Below are 16703 nucleotides of genomic sequence, written 5' to 3'. Positions count from 1 at the left end.
AGTTGTTTTTTTATTCTTGTTATAGGTTGACTGGAAAGACACTATGAGAAATGAATCCAACAAGTATGAGAAACAAGGTAAAAACCGGGGTATTTGGCGGAAAAACTATGAGAAATGCTGCTTTAGAAAAGCATTTCTCATAAGTTTATTCTATTAAGTTTCTGCCACTTATGATTAATGAATGAGAATATGAGAAATGAAAATCAAAAATACACTTTAGAAGAGGCTGCGCCAAAAGAATCTGATGATTAAGAATAGAGAGGCTTGTTAGTTTATATCAAATAGGAACGAAGCATACGGGCATAAAAAAAGGAGCAACGCCTTGCTCCAACCTTTGTTAACCTTAAATCTAATACTATGAAAAACACATTGCAAAGATACGGACTCTTGGGAAATTAGCAAATTATCCAAGAAAAATAGCATGTTTTATAACACGTTTTAATAGTTTTCTCCTACTTATTAAGAAATTAGCCCTCCTTTTTTCAAGGTATGCAACATTTATTTTGAAAATTGAATCGGAACATACCGTTGATTCTCTGCCGAAAAACCGTTATCTTTGCAAGGATAATTACATTATATACTCAATAAAAAAGAAAAGGAGACACCCGTGAACGAAGAAGAGATCGTCCTCACCCCGATGATGAAACAGTTTCTGGATTTGAAGGCAAAACATCCGGATGCAGTGATGCTGTTTCGTTGCGGTGACTTTTATGAAACATATTCTACGGATGCCATCGTTGCAGCCGAAATCTTAGGAATCACACTGACAAAACGTGCCAATGGGAAAGGAAAAACTATCGAGATGGCAGGTTTTCCTCATCATGCCCTTGATACCTACCTTCCGAAACTGGTTCGCGCTGGAAAACGTGTCGCTATCTGCGACCAGCTCGAAGACCCCAAAATGACGAAGAAGCTGGTGAAGCGTGGCATTACCGAATTGGTTACGCCCGGTGTTTCTATCAATGATAATGTTCTGAACTATAAAGAGAATAACTTCCTGGCTGCCGTTCATTTCGGAAAGGCTTCCTGTGGAGTTGCTTTTCTCGATATTTCTACTGGTGAATTCCTTACTGCAGAAGGACCTTTTGATTATATAGACAAGTTGTTGAATAACTTTGCCCCTAAAGAGATTCTTTTTGAACGTGGCAAACGCCTGATGTTTGAAGGTAATTTCGGTAACAAGTTCTTCACATTCGAGCTGGACGACTGGGTATTTACAGAAACGACTGCCCGTGAGAAACTGCTGAAACACTTTGAAACGAAGAATCTGAAAGGTTTCGGAGTGGAGCATTTGAAAAACGGTATCATTGCTTCCGGTGCTATCCTGCAGTATTTGACGATGACGCAGCATACGCAGATTGGTCACATCACTTCATTGGCACGTATTGAAGAAGATAAATACGTCCGTCTGGATAAGTTCACGGTGCGTAGCCTTGAGCTGATTGGTAATATGAATGATGGCGGCAGTAGTCTGCTCAATGTGATCGACAGAACGATCAGCCCGATGGGAGCGCGTCTGCTGAAACGTTGGATGGTTTTTCCGTTGAAGGATGAGAAACCGATCAATGAACGCTTGAATGTAGTGGAATATTTCTTCCGTCAGCCAGATTTTAAGGAACTGATTGAAGAACAGTTGCATCTGATAGGTGATCTGGAACGTATTATTTCCAAAGTGGCTGTGGGGCGTGTGTCGCCCCGTGAAGTCGTTCAGTTGAAGGTTGCCTTGCAAGCAATTGAGCCGATAAAACAGGCATGCATGGAAGCTGATAATGCAAGTTTGAATCGTATTGGCGAACAGCTGAATCTTTGTATTTCTATTCGTGACCGGATTGCCAAAGAGATTAAGAATGATCCTCCTTTACTGATAAATAAAGGTGGAGTGATTCAAGATGGTGTGAACGCAGACTTGGATGAATTGCGGCAAATCTCCTATTCAGGAAAAGATTATCTGCTAAAGATACAACAGCGGGAGAGCGAGGAGACGGGTATTCCGAGTTTGAAAGTGGCTTATAATAACGTATTCGGTTATTATATCGAAGTCCGTAATGTCCACAAAGATAAAGTTCCTAAAGAGTGGATTCGTAAACAGACGCTGGTTAATGCGGAACGTTATATCACGCAGGAACTAAAGGAATATGAAGAAAAGATTTTGGGAGCGGAAGATAAGATTCTGATTCTGGAAACGCAGCTATATACGGACTTGGTACAGGCATTGATGGAGTTTATTCCACAGATACAGATTAATGCGAATCAGATTGCACGTCTGGACTGTCTGTTGTCATTTGCCAATGTGGCTCGTGAGAATCGTTATATCCGTCCGATTATTGAGGATAATGACGTATTGGATATTCGTCAGGGACGTCACCCGGTAATAGAAAAACAACTTCCGATAGGCGAGAAGTATATTGCCAATGATGTAATGCTGGACAGCGATACACAGCAGATTATTATTATTACAGGTCCGAACATGGCCGGTAAGTCGGCACTCTTGCGCCAAACAGCATTGATTACGCTATTGGCTCAAATCGGCTCGTTTGTTCCTGCGGAAAGTGCGCATATCGGTTTAGTTGATAAGATATTTACCCGTGTAGGAGCGAGCGATAATATATCAGTCGGTGAATCTACATTTATGGTAGAGATGAATGAAGCGGCTGATATCCTGAATAATGTTTCTTCCCGGAGTCTGGTATTATTTGACGAATTGGGTCGTGGTACTTCTACTTATGATGGTATTTCCATTGCCTGGGCAATTGTAGAGTATATCCATGAACATCCGAAAGCAAAAGCACGTACATTATTTGCTACGCATTATCATGAATTGAATGAGATGGAGAAATCTTTCAAGCGCATCAAGAATTATAATGTATCGGTGAAAGAAGTTGATAATAAAGTAATCTTCCTTCGTAAACTGGAACGTGGCGGTAGTGAACACTCTTTCGGTATTCATGTGGCAAAGATGGCCGGTATGCCGAAAAGCATTGTGAAACGTGCAAATGAGATATTGAAACAGCTTGAATCTGATAATCGCCAACAGGGCATAGCAGGTAAACCGTTGGCAGAAGTGAGCGAGAATCGTGGAGGTATGCAGTTAAGCTTCTTCCAGTTGGACGATCCGATTCTCTGTCAGATTCGCGATGAGATATTGAATCTTGATGTGAATAATCTTACTCCTATTGAAGCGCTGAATAAATTGAATGATATTAAGAAGATAGTCAGGGGGAAATAAGCTGAAAATGTATATAATGTCTTAGGATATGTTTTCGATTGTTGTCCTGACATTAGGGAAATGGCATTTGTTTTATTGATAAAAAAGAGGGATTAGTGATGTTTGAACCGCTAATCCCTCTTTTTTTGATTTAGGCTATTTTATTTTTCTTCTTGTCATAGAAGAACATGAAATAGACGCCTATTATGATAAACGGAACGCTTAACCATTGTCCCATATTGAACATCATGCTGTTTTCAAAATCTTCCTGATTTTCTTTTAGGAATTCGATGAAAAAGCGGAAGGTGAAGATGTAAGTCAGGCAGAGGCCGAAGAAGAAGCCGCGATGCAGTTTCTTGCTGTAATTCTTATACAGGTAAATCATGATGAAGAACAGGATAAGATAAGCGATGGCTTCGTAGAGCTGTCCCGGATGACGGGGGAGCATATCTACACGTTCGAAAACGAATGCCCAGGGCACATCAGACGGTTTGCCGATGATTTCGGAGTTCATCAGGTTGGCAAGGCGGATGAAGCAGGCGGTGATTGGAGTAGCTACGGCAATCATATCCAGCACGTCCATATAATGGAGCTTCGTCTTGCGGCAATACAGCCAAAGGGCGATTATCAGTCCTAATGTACCGCCGTGGCTGGCAAGTCCTTCATATCCGGTAAATTTCCAGTTTCCGTCCGGCATGAACTTGATAGGAAGAATCATTTCCCAAAAATGAGACAGGTAGTATCCCGGGTCATAGAACAGGCAGTGTCCTAGGCGGGCACCGATTAGAATACCAAAGAAACAGTAAAAGAAAAGAGGGTCAAACTTCTTTTCCTCTATCTTTTTATCCCGGTACTGGTAGTGAACAACCACATAAGCAAAGAATATTCCTACTGCCCACAGTAATCCGTAATAACGGATAGAAATGCCGAACAGGTTGAATAGTTCGGGATTCGGGTTCCAGTTGATGGATAATAGCATGGTATTCATTCTATATTGGATTAATGTTAATGATTAGATTCTTTGAATTTCTCCGCAACCATCCGGTAGGTCGGTATATCTATTCCCTGTTCTTCGGCTGCTGCAATCATGTCGAAGAGCAATCCTTGTATTTCCGAGTCGTGTCCGCGTGCCAGGTCTTTTTGCATAGAAGCGGTACTTTCGGGATCGAGCTTGTCAATCACTTTTAGGTTGTAGCTGACTGGGTCTTCGGGAAATTCGACGCCCAGTTTCTTTCCTAAGGCAGCGCTTTCCGTAGCAAGTCCGATAAATGTATCCCGTATCTTTCCCGGTTTCTGTACTTCTCCCATCGGAACGTCGTAGTAAGCACCCGTCACAGCCATTGCGGAGATAAACGACCATTTGATAAACGTATCCCGGTTGATGTCCGGTGACAGGTCTACTTTTATGCCTGCTTCCTGCAAGTCTTGTTGGATAGCTTCCAGCAATCCGGGTTTCACAACCGTGCCGTGATGAGCACCATATACCAGACGGAATATTCTTCCCATTTGGGTGATTTCTCCTGTGCCGGATACGAAACCTACGATATAGATGCATCCGTCGAGGACAGTGACTTCCGGTACCAACTTTTGTATGCGTGGTCCTGTGCCGTACACATTCAGAATAGGGATGACTACTGTGTCTTTGTGTGCTGCCCTTTTAATCAGTTCTACGATGGAATCGACCGAATAACCTTTCACGCATACAAATATCACATCTGCTTTCCCATTGAATTCTTCAGCGGTAGTAGCCGGAATCCGGAGCGTATGTTCGCCCTTCAAATCCGATTTCAGTTTCAAACCGTTCGTTTGAATCGACTGCAAGTGAGCTCCACGGGCAATACAAGTTACATCTTTGCCTGCCAGCGACAAGAATCCAGCGATACTGCCGCCTACACCTCCCGTTCCTGCAATGAGATATTTCATATTGTTAGCGAATTAGTAATTAATAAGTCGTCGGTGGTAACCGATAATCACACGTTGAAACGGAAATGCATGATGTCGCCATCCTGCACCACATATTCTTTTCCTTCTACACCCAGTTTTCCGGCTTCTTTCACAGCTGCTTCCGAGCCGTATTTGATATAATCATCGTATTTGATAACTTCGGCACGGATAAAGCCTTTTTCAAAATCGGTGTGGATCACTCCGGCACATTGAGGAGCTTTCCATCCTTTTTCGTATGTCCAGGCACGTACTTCTTGTACACCGGCAGTGAAATATGTTTCGAGATTCAGGAGTTTGTAAGCAGATTTGATAAGACGTGCTACGCCCGATTCTTCCAAGCCTACTTCGGCAAGGAACATCTGACGGTCTTCGTACGTTTCCAGTTCGGCGATGTCCGCTTCTGTTTTGGCTGCGACAATCAGGATTTGAGCATTCTCGTCTTTTACGGCTTCGCGTACCATATCTACGTATTTATTACCGTTTACTGCGCTTGCTTCATCAACATTGCAGACATACATTACTGGTTTGCTGGTCAATAAGAACAGTTCGTGAGCAATCTTTTGTTCATCTTTTGTTTCAAAAGTCACTGTACGTGCAGATTTTCCCTGTTCCAGTGCGTCTTTATATTGAACGAGTACATCGTAAGCTAACTTTGCAGCTTTGTCTCCGCCCGTCTGTGCTTGTTTCTGTACTTTCTGGATACGGCTTTCGATGGTTTCCAGGTCTTTCAATTGAAGTTCGTAGTCAATGATTTCTTTGTCGCGGACGGGATTTACGCTTCCGTCTACGTGTGTCACATTGTCGTCGTCGAAGCAACGGAGTACGTGGATAATTGCGTCTGTTTCACGGATATTGGCAAGGAACTTGTTTCCCAGTCCTTCACCTTTGCTTGCGCCTTTCACCAGTCCGGCGATATCTACGATTTCTACTGTTGTAGGAACAATTCGTTGGGGGTGCACCAATTCTGCGAGTGCGTTCAGACGTTCGTCAGGAACAGTGATTACACCTACATTGGGTTCAATTGTACAGAAAGGGAAATTTGCCGCTTGTGCTTTCGCATTCGACAAACAGTTGAAAAGTGTCGACTTACCCACGTTCGGTAGTCCTACAATACCACATTGCAATGCCATTTATCTATTTCGTTTTTATTTAGTTATCGATAATTTGACTGCAAAGATAGGCATTTTTAGATTATATACATTGGTTGGAAAACAAATACTTCTTTCTAATATCTATTTAATGAGTAAGGGATGCCGTTTTCAGGCATCCCTATGAATGTAAAGTAAACTTTAGAACGTCATAGATACGCCTACCATGACACCAAGTGTCTTATCTTCTGCAGGAATCAGTGAGGACATCACATATTGGCTGGAATTGTTGTACAAAGCCGGCCAGCTTTTAATGAAGAATTTGTGTTTTTTAAAGTAACCATCTAAAATAGGTGACAGACATTTGTCGAACTCTTCGTGATTAGGATTGCTTGTATCGAACGGTGTATAATCTCCAAAAGTGATAGAACCATCTGAATTCTTCTGATAGTTGAATGTATAATAGAATCCGTAAGTATCGGCTCCTAATGAACCGTTTTGATATATTTTATAACCAATCTCCACTATACTTCCGTCTGTGTACATGTGTATGGCAACATACACAATATAGAATTGAGTTTGAGTGAATGCAAATAAATTCGAAACAGCAGCTTTATGTTTATCAAAATATTCGGATGACCATTGATTTTGCATATCGTTGTACACTACCATTGTCTGATGAATTGCTCCTGGAGGTGCATTGAATAGAGGAACAATTGGTGTAGTACCTCCTTTAATTTCAAGTATATCATTGCCTACTTGTGTAGTATATCCGGTGGATGTCTTGTTGAACTGATAAATTTCGTAACCATTAAGGATTAACGGGTTCATCATTACGATATTTCCGTTCAGGTCTATTTTAGAACCTTCTATTTGTAGGGTCGGATTTCCATTGTTAGCGGATAAGAAACCAGTTTTTCTACCATTAGATACAAAATCATACGCTTGTCCTTTATAACTTAGGGTAAAATAATGGATAGCAGAATCATATTGTTGTATATCTTGAAAGATTACTCCTTTGATAATGTAATTGTTATATAGGTCAATTGAATCCTTTTCACATGCAATGGCCTCATTGCAGATTTTTAGTGCGGATCTTTTTTATTTATATATGCATAACATATATCGTTTAAAGCAGAAGAGGTGGCTTTGGGATGTACTTTTTGGGCGATAGGGAATGCCTTTTCGAAAAAATAAAGTGCGCTATCGATTTGCTCTTGGGTAGAATAAGCATGTCCCAGATCTGCCAATGCATAATAAATAGACAGACTATCTTTAGAAATCTGTGCATAATTATATCCTCTCCATGCCTCTGTTAATTTATAATCAAATAATCCTTGTTTAGAGTAGATGTCGCACAAGTCATGGGAAATTTTGAATGCTAGATTGTAGTCATTTGCTTTCTCTGCGAAATCTCTTGCTTTTAATAAGTATTGAGCAGCTTCTTCTATGTTTCTTATTTCTTTACTGATAAGTGCGGTATAAAAATATGTTCTTGCTGTTAGTATCGGGTCGGATGTGTCTTTGGAAAAATAATCAAAAGCTTTAAAAACAAATGAGTCCGGAACTAAGCTTTGCGCATTGTTATATTTTGCTTGAGCTACTAATAGGCACCATTTTGCATAATCCTTTGGGGACATATTTTCAGGATGCCGGATAGCTTTCAAATATGTCAGGGAACTATCAGGATAAAAATTTATTAGTTGGTCAGCCTTTGATAGATTGGGATGCGGATTGCAAGAAGTAAATATACTAATTACTCCCATAATAATTGTGATAAGTGTATCTTTCCTCATTCCCATTTATCAAGACTTAACAGACCTTACAAAAGTATGAGTAAAAATATAATTCTACAAGACTTTAAAGTGAATTTTATCTTGCAGCAGAAAGTAGGGTAGCTTTTACTAGTTATTTAGTATTTTGCCTGATATTTCTTATAAAAAATCAAGAATAAAGTAAATCCAATTAGAGCAAATGGTACACCCGCCAGGGCCGGATAACGATAGCCTTCACTGACAGCCAATCCGCCTGTATAAGCCCCGATGGCGTTTCCGAGATTGAACGCAACCTGTACGCAGGCTGCTCCCAACATTTCTCCTCCTTTTGCTACACGGATAATCAATATCTGTTCCGGACTGGATACAGCAAACAGTCCTGCCGTACAAAGGCACATTAACAGGGCGGCTGCCCATTTATATGGAGAGAGAAAGAAGATAAGCAGCAACATCACGCAGATAAGTGCTTGTGCGGCAGTTCCCACCTTTCCGGGAGTGTAACGGTCGGAGAGACGTCCGCTAATCAGGTTTCCCATCACCATACCGAAACCGGCAAGAATCATTAAAGGCGTAATGCTTTCTGCAGAGAAGCCAGATACATTGGTAAGCAGCGGATTGATGTAGCTATACCAACAGAATACACCGCCGTTTCCTAAGGCTGTGGCACCAAGAATCAACCATGGAGCCGGAGTTTTAAGAAAACGGAACTGCCCTTTAAAGCCGGTGTCCTGCAAACCTTCTACATGGGGAACCCATCGCCAGATATAGTACATGATAACAATCCCCCAGATACCGGCCAGTAGGAAAGTGGCACGCCAGGAAAGCATGGTACTTAAAGAAGTTCCCAGAGGTACACCAAATAGGTTGGCAATGGTCATTCCGGTAATCATGATGGAGACGGCTTCCGAGCCTTTGCCTTTATCGGCCAGTTTCTCGGCAACAATAGATCCTACTCCGAAGTATGCGCCATGAGGTAAGCCGGAGATGAAACGAGCAGCGAGTAATACCCAGTAATTGGGAGCCATAGCCGCACAGATGTTACCTATCATAATCAAGGTAACTAATACCAACAGAATATGTTTTAATGGATATTTGCGGGCCAATGTCAGTACAGGGGCACCAACGCAGACGCCTAATGCATAAGCAGATATGAAATGCCCTGCGGTAGGAATACTAATACCTAAATCTTTTGCCACATCGGGCAAAATTCCCATCATCACAAATTCGGCAATACCCAATCCCAGTGTACCGAACGCCAATGCAATAAGACTCTTCTTCATACCAAACTTACCTAATACCTGTTGCTTTTTACCTTATTTATCTGCCGCTTTTTTTATTTCGGCTGCAAAGGTAAAACAAAATCTTTCAAGGTGAGTTCAGGCCGGACGATTTTGATTTAAATCAATTTGTACAATGTTTGTGTAAACTTATTGTTTCTTTATCCACTCCATGATATCCTTTAAAACTTCTGGGCTGATGGTTTCCTCCAGTTGCCCGTATTCCGCCAGTGTTCCTTTTTCGCAAGTCTGAAACAGATGGTTTAAGTTGGGATAGGCTTTGATAGTTACATTTTTATTCTGCTGGATGGTATTTAAATCTTTCAATTGTTCGGGAGACATTGTTTGGGTAACGTCTGCATACAATTCTTTCTGTAACTCCTCATTGGTAGCTGTTGTATGATTACTTTGTGAAGCGGCAGTTCCCCTATCATCACACCTAAGTACGGCAATTCCGTTCCGGGTCAGATAATCGGTGATGACGAGGAAAGGCTTGTATCCCATGATTTCTTCATCCCGGTTCTGTGCACCGCTCCCTGTCACCATAACCACTGCCGGAAACTTAGTTCCCTTTTGGGGAAGAGTCAATGTTCCGGCAAGGTTGATGCCATCCTGTTCATTCCTCACAATGACCTCTTCACTTTTGTAGGGGAAAGGCGGTTGAGGCTTCTGCGGGCGCTTGGGGCGGCTGGCTTCTCCCTTTTCCAAATTCAACGGAATAGGCATTCCCTGTGTAAATGTCCCACTGATTGTTTGATTACTATCCAATTTTCCTTTGTAAGAGGCATGGATAATGGGTATCTGGATCGCCAATATAGAATCATTGAAAGAAGTAGTCTGCGTCTTTATGCTGTTAGCTCCCAGGTCGGGGCTGTCCAATGTCGTCACATAAGTTCCCTGTCCTGTTTGACTGATATGGAATACGATAGTCAGTGAATCGGTGGGAATGGAAAGTTTTCCATGCCAGGTGCCGAAAAATGTGGTGGAGGTCGCCCGGTCTTTTGGAGCCACTTCTTGGCAGCTGCTCTACAAGGTACAGTTACCGTTGGCATTGCCAACTATTCTTGCCGGTGTCAACTAGACCATCATTATGTCGCTCTCCATGGTAGTGGTAACCGCCATGATATCAGCCGGAGGTTTGAGGGAAATAGTATTGAAAGGTATCACCCAGATGAAGATTGGCATGGGATTCGAAGGGGGGATTGCCGTCGTGATACTGGCTATTGTGCTTGACCGGATCACACAGGGAATAGTACGAAAAAAATAAAAAAGGAGTAAAACATATAATGAAAGACAGAATGATTATGAGAAACAGAACGAGATTTTTCACGCTCCTGCTGGCTGTCGCGATATTCTTCTCATGCGGTAACATTTCTGACAAGAAAATCCGTATAGCATATGCGAATTGGGCCGAAGGGATAGCGGTCACCTATCTGGCCAAGGAGATTCTCTCGGAGCAAGGATACAGGATAGAACTTTTGAATGCGGACATAGCTCCCATATTCACCTCGTTGGCAAGAGGCAAGATAGACGTGTTCATGGATAGCTGGCTGCCGGTGACTCATACCGATTATTTCCGGAAATACGAAAGCAGGTTGGAAATTCTTGGACAGATATACGACAGTGCCCGTATCGGGCGTTTTTCCGTAGAGATCGTGGGAATTGATGCCAGTACCAGCATCATGAAATGCACGGAGAAAGCCATTCCGGAATATGGCCTGGACTACAGGCTCATGATCTCCAGCGGCCCTGCCATGACGGCATTGCTGAAGAAAGCCATTGACAAGAAGGAATGGGGCGTCGTGACCGGATGGACTCCGCACTGGATGTTTGACCGCTTCCGCCTGAGGGTGTTGGAAGATTTCAAGAACATTTATGGGGATGCCGAACTAATCCACTCCATTGCCAGAAAGGGATTCAGTGAGCAGCACCCGTTCGCAGTCGCCCTTTTGGGAAACATCCACTTGTCTGACAGCGAGATCAGCTCCCTGATGCGGGCCATAGAGGAAACCCGTGGAACAGAGACGATGGCCGTGCGCTGGTGGATGGACGGGCACAGGGATTTGATAGACAGCTGGATTCCAGACAAGGAGAAATACAGCCGGTGAACATCACGCTGAAATGGATGCCCCTTAAGCCCCCTCTCCGCAATACTAGCTGGAACCGCCTTCCGCATTCATGACAGTATTAAAAATGGACATCTCCGCCTATAACTGTCTTATGGTATATATTGTATAAGCAAAAAGACTGTTTTTCATAATTTTATGTCCAATACGTATAATAAAAATACTATTATACGTTTCTATCTTTGCACCATTAAAAGTTAATATCATAAAACAAGTATTTTTTAATACGAAAAACAATCGGTGACAATATGAAAAAAGCATGTTTTTTTTTCTTCCTGTTGTTCAGCCTGCAGGCCTTCTCACAAAAGGTTGCGCTAAAGAACAACCTTGCCTATGACGCCCTGCTGACACCCAATCTTTCTGCGGAGTTCTCCCTGGGAAAGAAATGGACATTGGACACCCAGGTGGGTATGAATTTTTTCTTTTATGAGAATGATGCCACAGCAAGCAGTTACAAAACTAGGAAATGGAGTCACTGGCTTGTGCAGCCGGAAATAAGATATTGGACCTGTGAAACATTCAACGGCTGGTTCCTCGGTCTTCACGCACACGGAGGGCAGATGAATGTTGGGGGCATAAATATTCCTTTTATCATTCAGAACCATTCCAAGGAAATGAAAGGACACCGTTACGAAGGATATTTCTACGGTGCTGGTATCAGTGCGGGCCATCACTGGATACTGTCCAGCAGGTTCAGTGTGGAGGCATCCCTGGGGGTGGGCTATGCACGTGTCAAATATGACAGGTTCAGATGCACCTCTTGTGGAAAAAAGACTGGTAAGGGAAAAGCTGATTATCTGGGACCTACAAAGCTTGCAGTTTCGATAGTCTATATGATCAAATGAATTCACGTTGCGTATATAAACATAAAAAATAATCAATGAGACCAATACATTATATAGGGATACTCTCTTTTATGGGATATGTATACTGCTTGCCCCTGGCAGGACAGGTAAAGGAAAAGGTTGCCAGAGAAGGGAATCCCCGTCTGGAATATACAGAAGTGAAAACAGAACGCAGTACGGACGGGAAAACGCTTGCCATCTCTTTCAATATAACGGGCTCCGTGAACCGGCTGGGAGCACAGGAGATGCTCTATGTCTATCCTTCCCTGGTGTCCTCTGACGGCAATACCGGAGTTAATTTCCCTCCCCTATGTATATCAGGAAAGACAAGATACAGGGCTGTTGTCCGCAGGAAAACTCTGGGCGGAAACCCGGACACATCGGTTTCGGTGAAGGATATCCGTAGGGCCGGAGATTTGAAGGGAGGCGGAATTCCTGTCCGGAAAACGCTGCCTTTTGAACGATGGATGGCGTCCGGACATATATCCTTCCGTGAGGAGGTGTACGGATGTGCCGAGTGTGGTAAAGGCGTGGCTCGGACAGACATTCCGGTGACCGGGATAGACCTGTTCGGTCCGGAAGACTATGAATATAATTTTTATACCCCTGAAAAGGTGGAGATAAAATGCTACGAGGAGGAATTTGACTGCAAGGTCACTTTCAAATCCGCACAGCATGGGCTTCTTCTTGGCTTCGGTAAAAACCGGGAAGAACTGGCCCGTCTGGACAGCTTTGTGTCCAAGGGGCTCCAGATAAAGGGGGCCCGTCTTCGTGAGGTGCACATCATCGGATATGCCTCTCCCGAAGGCGAATCCGGCTATAACAAACATTTGTCGGAACGCCGTACCCATACGCTTTCCTCCCATGTGTTGGGCAAGTATCCGCAGCTCAAGAACGCTTCTGTATACCGAATAGAAGGAGCCGGTGAGGATTGGGAAGGTTTGAGAGATATTATAAAAGCATCTTCCCTGAACTATAAGAAGGAGATTTTGTCCGCTATCGAGAGACATGATACGGATGTGGCCCGCGAAGCGGCTATACGCTCTTTAGATGGTGGAAAGGTCTATGCGGAGTTGCTTTCCACAGTTTATCCCGTTCTACGCCGCACCGTTTTCCTCATGAGTTTCGATGTGCGCCCCTATACGGATGACGAACTGGAGGAAATGTTTATTACCGCCCCCGGATGCCTGAGCCAGTATGAGATGTGCAGGCTGGCACAACAGTATGCCGAACAGGGAAAAAATCCGGTAAACATATACAGGAAGGCTTATGAACAGTTCGCACTTGATCCGCTGGCAGCACTCAACTATGCCAATGCGCTTTTAAAGTATGAAAAGGATGCGGACAAGGCTCTGATAATATTGGACACAATAAAGAGTGACAGCCGTTCTGTTTATCCTATGGCAATTGCCCATAATATGAAAGGAAACTGGCGGAAGGCGGAGGAGTTATTGAAAAAATACATGGAACCCGGAGAATGAAAACTCCAGACTTTCCATGCCGGGATTAACGGATAAATAGAAAGTATTTAATGTATTATATAATTAAATTATTTATTTACTAAACAGTTTAAGTTATGAAAGTAAACAATTTATTTTTAGTGGGAGTTGCAGCCCTAAGTCTGGGCATGACAGCTTGTAACAATGAGGATGTTCCTCCGGTAAACAATCCGGGCGAAGGAACAACATTTGCGGGAATGTATGTTTCAGCCATGAAGGATGTCTCAACCAGAGCGGTGAATGACAATCAGGAAGATTACGGAGGAAGAACGGAAGAGAGTAAGCTTACGGAGTTACAGCTTCTCTCAAACGTCTTGTCTCAAACATGGACGTTAGGAACGGTAGCTGATGAGACAGGCAAGTTTTGGGAAACGCAAACAGCCGGTACATTCAAGGTCGCTCCATGGAAAACGAATCCCGGCCTTCAATCCATGGCCTTGTTATTTAACAAGGGTAGCCTTTCCGCCGATATTGCAACAGCCGCGGACAAGACGCATGGCAGTACAGCTACCGCAGTAAACGATATTGCCGCTCTCGCTACGGACAATAAGTTTGTTATGACCTCGAAAGCCGAGCAGAAAACCATTGCTCCCGGCATTACCGAGGACGCGGCCAAAACGGGTACAAGTGAGGCTCAAAATGTATTCTCCTTTGATGTGGAGCGTGTTGTGGCACAAGGACTGGTTGTGAAGGATGCCGCTTTGGAAGAAACAACTGCGGATGGAAAAGGAAAGGTTGATCTTGCCGATATCAAGTATACCGCCATCAACGGTGCCACAAAGACATATCTTTTCCGTAACCATGCGGGGAAGCGTACAATTGGAGATGCCGACGGCCTTTACGAGGGCTTTGCATCAGCCATTGATGGATATACCGATTTTGAGGCGGCCAAAGACCCGGATGGCTCAGCCAAGGAAAACTTGATCCGTCTGGGGAATATCCTACCGGAGAACCAGGCGGCGGACAAGCTTGGCATGTACGCAGCCAAAAATGCTGCAGCAAGCGCCTCTGAAGCTAAAACAGGAGCAGGTATTTATTTTATGGAAAATTCCGTAAAAAAGGATGCGTTCACATCTGAAAACAAGAATTTCGGTTACTACCGTCTGCCCTATGCCAAGGTTTATACCACTTATACTCCAAATGAAGTATGGAAACTTGAAGGCGGAAAATTGGTCAAAGAGACTAATTTTCAAAAAGGGACAACATTTTTCCGGGGGGAAAAAGACGGTCTTATCTATGCCAGCAAGGAAGCCGCAAAGAAAAGTCAGTTGAATCCGGATCAGGGAGCCTATACCTATACGGACGGAAAATGTGCATACCGTGCGTTGTGGAACCGTCAGACTGTCACAGCTGATGGGAAGTCGGTTGTGAACGCTGATACACGCCGTAATAACACCTATCTGTTGACAATCAAGGCTTTCCAGGGATTGGGTATGCCATGGGATCCTTCCGATCCTAAAGACCCGTACCTGCCGAAACCGATAGACCCTACTGAACCTACAGACCCTGAAAATCCGGATATCGAAAAAGAAGATACCTATATGCGTGTCGAGGCCAAAGTACTTCAGTGGAACCTGGTTTCACGTGATGTCATTCTCGAGTAATATCCGGGTGGAAACAGATTCAACAAGCAATTTCTGACATAGCATGGAGAAAGAAGAGGGAACCATTCCCCTCCTTTCTCCAAAAAACAAGCAGTCTGCTTCTCAGGCTGTCAAGTAAATCCAACATAAATTATATCAAATGAGAATCAGAAGCGTACATTCTGTCGCATTTATCGTGTTACTGGCCTGCTGTCTTATAGGATGTAACTCAGCCGTATTTGATGACTTGGGCGGTTGTCCGCAAGGTGTCAATTTTCAATTTTACAGCCAGACCCCTTGCGAACAACTTCCCGACTATCCGTCAGATATAAGAGAAGTCCGGGTATTTGCCTTTGATGACAAAGGCGTGCTGGTGGGCGAGTTCTCCGACAGGAAGATGATTCTTTCGGCGGATTATTCCCTGCCTGCCACATTGCGGCATACGGGGAAGCTCACGTTTGTCGCATGGGGCGGCAGTGACCTGGCTGCCTATGATTTTTCCGGTTTTAAGGAAGGCATCACTACCAGGCGGGAAATGCGGGTCTCCCTGCGGTTGAAGGACAATCGGATTTCCTCAGCTCCCGGCCCGCTGTATGTCGGGCTCTCCTCAGTATCACTGGAGAACCGGGAGGATACGGGAAGCGTGTATGAACGGGTGGCCTTCAACATGCGGGAATTGACATACCGAATACACTTCACCATCAGATCCACCTCTGAGCCCTTCCCCGTGGGTGAGGATTTCATCATCAGGATAGAAGATGACAACGGTGTGTATGACTTCAACGGACAGATCGCCCTTGGCGAACGTTTTGAGTATACAACCGAAGCCGTATGTGACGCTGAAGGGGCGCTAAAGGCGGATTTTACACTGATGAAGCTGGAGGAAGGCAGGAACGCACTTGTCTCCCTGATTGACAGGACAACCGGGGTGACTCTTTATACCGCCGATCTGGTGGATGACATCATCATGTTCCGGGGGGATGCTGGCGAACCGCCGTATAGCCTGGAATGTGACCATGATTTTCCCATAACCTTGAAACTCAAGTATGGGAGGAAGACATGGACGCTGGTACAGGCGACTGTTCTGGACTGGAACGTCATTTCCCGTCCTATAGAGCTGGAAAACTGATATCATATCAGGACAGACTTAAGATTGATGATTCCCTGATCTAGGAAAGGGGTTATGATTATTTATTTAAAAAAAAGACAATGAAATACGGAACTGTGACGAGGCTGTTGGCGGCAGCCTGTGTGGCGATTGTACAATTGGCCGGATGCTCGCCTGATACAGAGGAGCTGGAAAAGTTTCCCCAGGCTGTTCCCATCCGGATTGTGGCGGAAATGAACAAGGGGGGCGGTAC

12 protein-coding genes and 2 pseudogenes are annotated in these 16703 nt (G+C 43.9%); 7 read left to right on the top strand and 7 right to left on the bottom strand.

All coding sequences use genetic code 11. The annotated features are described in order from the left end of the window. The first annotated feature begins 637 nt into the window (after positions 1 to 637). On the top strand, positions 638 to 3226 hold the full coding sequence (gene mutS, locus ACT8YW_RS17055; protein WP_032846723.1) for a DNA mismatch repair protein MutS: 2589 nt from the start codon (positions 638 to 640) through the stop codon (positions 3224 to 3226). Positions 3227 to 3356: 130 nt separating this feature from the next. On the opposite strand, the gene lgt is transcribed toward mutS, so the two are convergent. From lgt to ACT8YW_RS17020, 7 genes and pseudogenes are all read right to left on the bottom strand, one after another. Continuing rightward, positions 3357 to 4193 carry a prolipoprotein diacylglyceryl transferase gene (lgt, locus tag ACT8YW_RS17050; RefSeq protein ID WP_004317337.1) on the bottom strand — a complete coding sequence of 279 codons (837 nt, stop codon included), beginning with the start codon at positions 4191 to 4193 and terminating at the stop codon, positions 3357 to 3359. Between the two features lie 17 nt (positions 4194 to 4210). After that, positions 4211 to 5128: a ketopantoate reductase family protein gene (locus ACT8YW_RS17045; protein ID WP_444106343.1), complete on the bottom strand. Its 918-nt coding sequence runs from the start codon at positions 5126 to 5128 to the stop codon at positions 4211 to 4213. 47 nt (positions 5129 to 5175) lie between these two features. Next, positions 5176 to 6279 carry a redox-regulated ATPase YchF gene (gene ychF, locus ACT8YW_RS17040; protein WP_004298673.1) on the bottom strand — a complete coding sequence of 368 codons (1104 nt, stop codon included), beginning with the start codon at positions 6277 to 6279 and terminating at the stop codon, positions 5176 to 5178. A gap of 159 nt (positions 6280 to 6438) precedes the next feature. After that, positions 6439 to 7209 (bottom strand): annotated as a pseudogene (locus ACT8YW_RS17035) (DUF4302 domain-containing protein); the annotation flags it as partial. A gap of 113 nt (positions 7210 to 7322) precedes the next feature. Further along, entirely contained in the window at positions 7323 to 8039 is a 717-nt protein-coding gene (locus ACT8YW_RS17030) for a hypothetical protein (protein WP_444106340.1), read from the bottom strand. A 110-nt stretch (positions 8040 to 8149) separates the two neighbouring features. After that, positions 8150 to 9292, bottom strand: a complete 1143-nt coding sequence (gene araJ, locus ACT8YW_RS17025) for an MFS transporter AraJ (protein WP_444106338.1) — start codon at positions 9290 to 9292, stop codon at positions 8150 to 8152. 147 nt (positions 9293 to 9439) lie between these two features. Further along, positions 9440 to 10300 carry an alpha/beta hydrolase family protein gene (locus ACT8YW_RS17020; RefSeq protein WP_444106336.1) on the bottom strand — a complete coding sequence of 287 codons (861 nt, stop codon included), beginning with the start codon at positions 10298 to 10300 and terminating at the stop codon, positions 9440 to 9442. On the opposite strand from ACT8YW_RS17020, the pseudogene ACT8YW_RS17015 reads away from it, so the two are divergent. From ACT8YW_RS17015 to ACT8YW_RS16990, 6 genes and pseudogenes are all read left to right on the top strand, one after another. Continuing rightward, positions 10254 to 10556: pseudogene (locus ACT8YW_RS17015) on the top strand (ABC transporter permease subunit); the annotation flags it as partial. The gene ACT8YW_RS17020 and the pseudogene ACT8YW_RS17015 overlap by 47 nt on opposite strands. Before the next feature lie 37 nt (positions 10557 to 10593). Then, complete coding sequence (locus tag ACT8YW_RS17010; RefSeq protein WP_444106334.1) at positions 10594 to 11397, top strand: glycine betaine ABC transporter substrate-binding protein; 804 nt, start codon at positions 10594 to 10596, stop codon at positions 11395 to 11397. Positions 11398 to 11663: 266 nt separating this feature from the next. Beyond that, entirely contained in the window at positions 11664 to 12260 is a 597-nt protein-coding gene (locus ACT8YW_RS17005) for a DUF3575 domain-containing protein (RefSeq protein ID WP_444106332.1), read from the top strand. 35 nt (positions 12261 to 12295) lie between these two features. Beyond that, positions 12296 to 13741, top strand: coding sequence for a hypothetical protein (locus tag ACT8YW_RS17000; protein WP_444106330.1), 1446 nt, complete (start codon positions 12296 to 12298; stop codon positions 13739 to 13741). Positions 13742 to 13836: 95 nt separating this feature from the next. Next, positions 13837 to 15363: an Mfa1 family fimbria major subunit gene (locus ACT8YW_RS16995; protein WP_444106328.1), complete on the top strand. Its 1527-nt coding sequence runs from the start codon at positions 13837 to 13839 to the stop codon at positions 15361 to 15363. Between the two features lie 139 nt (positions 15364 to 15502). After that, on the top strand, positions 15503 to 16471 hold the full coding sequence (locus ACT8YW_RS16990) for a FimB/Mfa2 family fimbrial subunit (protein ID WP_444106326.1): 969 nt from the start codon (positions 15503 to 15505) through the stop codon (positions 16469 to 16471). Positions 16472 to 16703: the final 232 nt, after the last annotated feature.

Origin of the sequence: Bacteroides sp. (genome assembly GCF_052357945.1) — a bacterium.
GTDB lineage: Bacteria > Bacteroidota > Bacteroidia > Bacteroidales > Bacteroidaceae > Bacteroides.
Note: the sequence above shows the minus strand (reverse complement) of the source record. Positions and strands in the feature narration are given on the sequence as shown.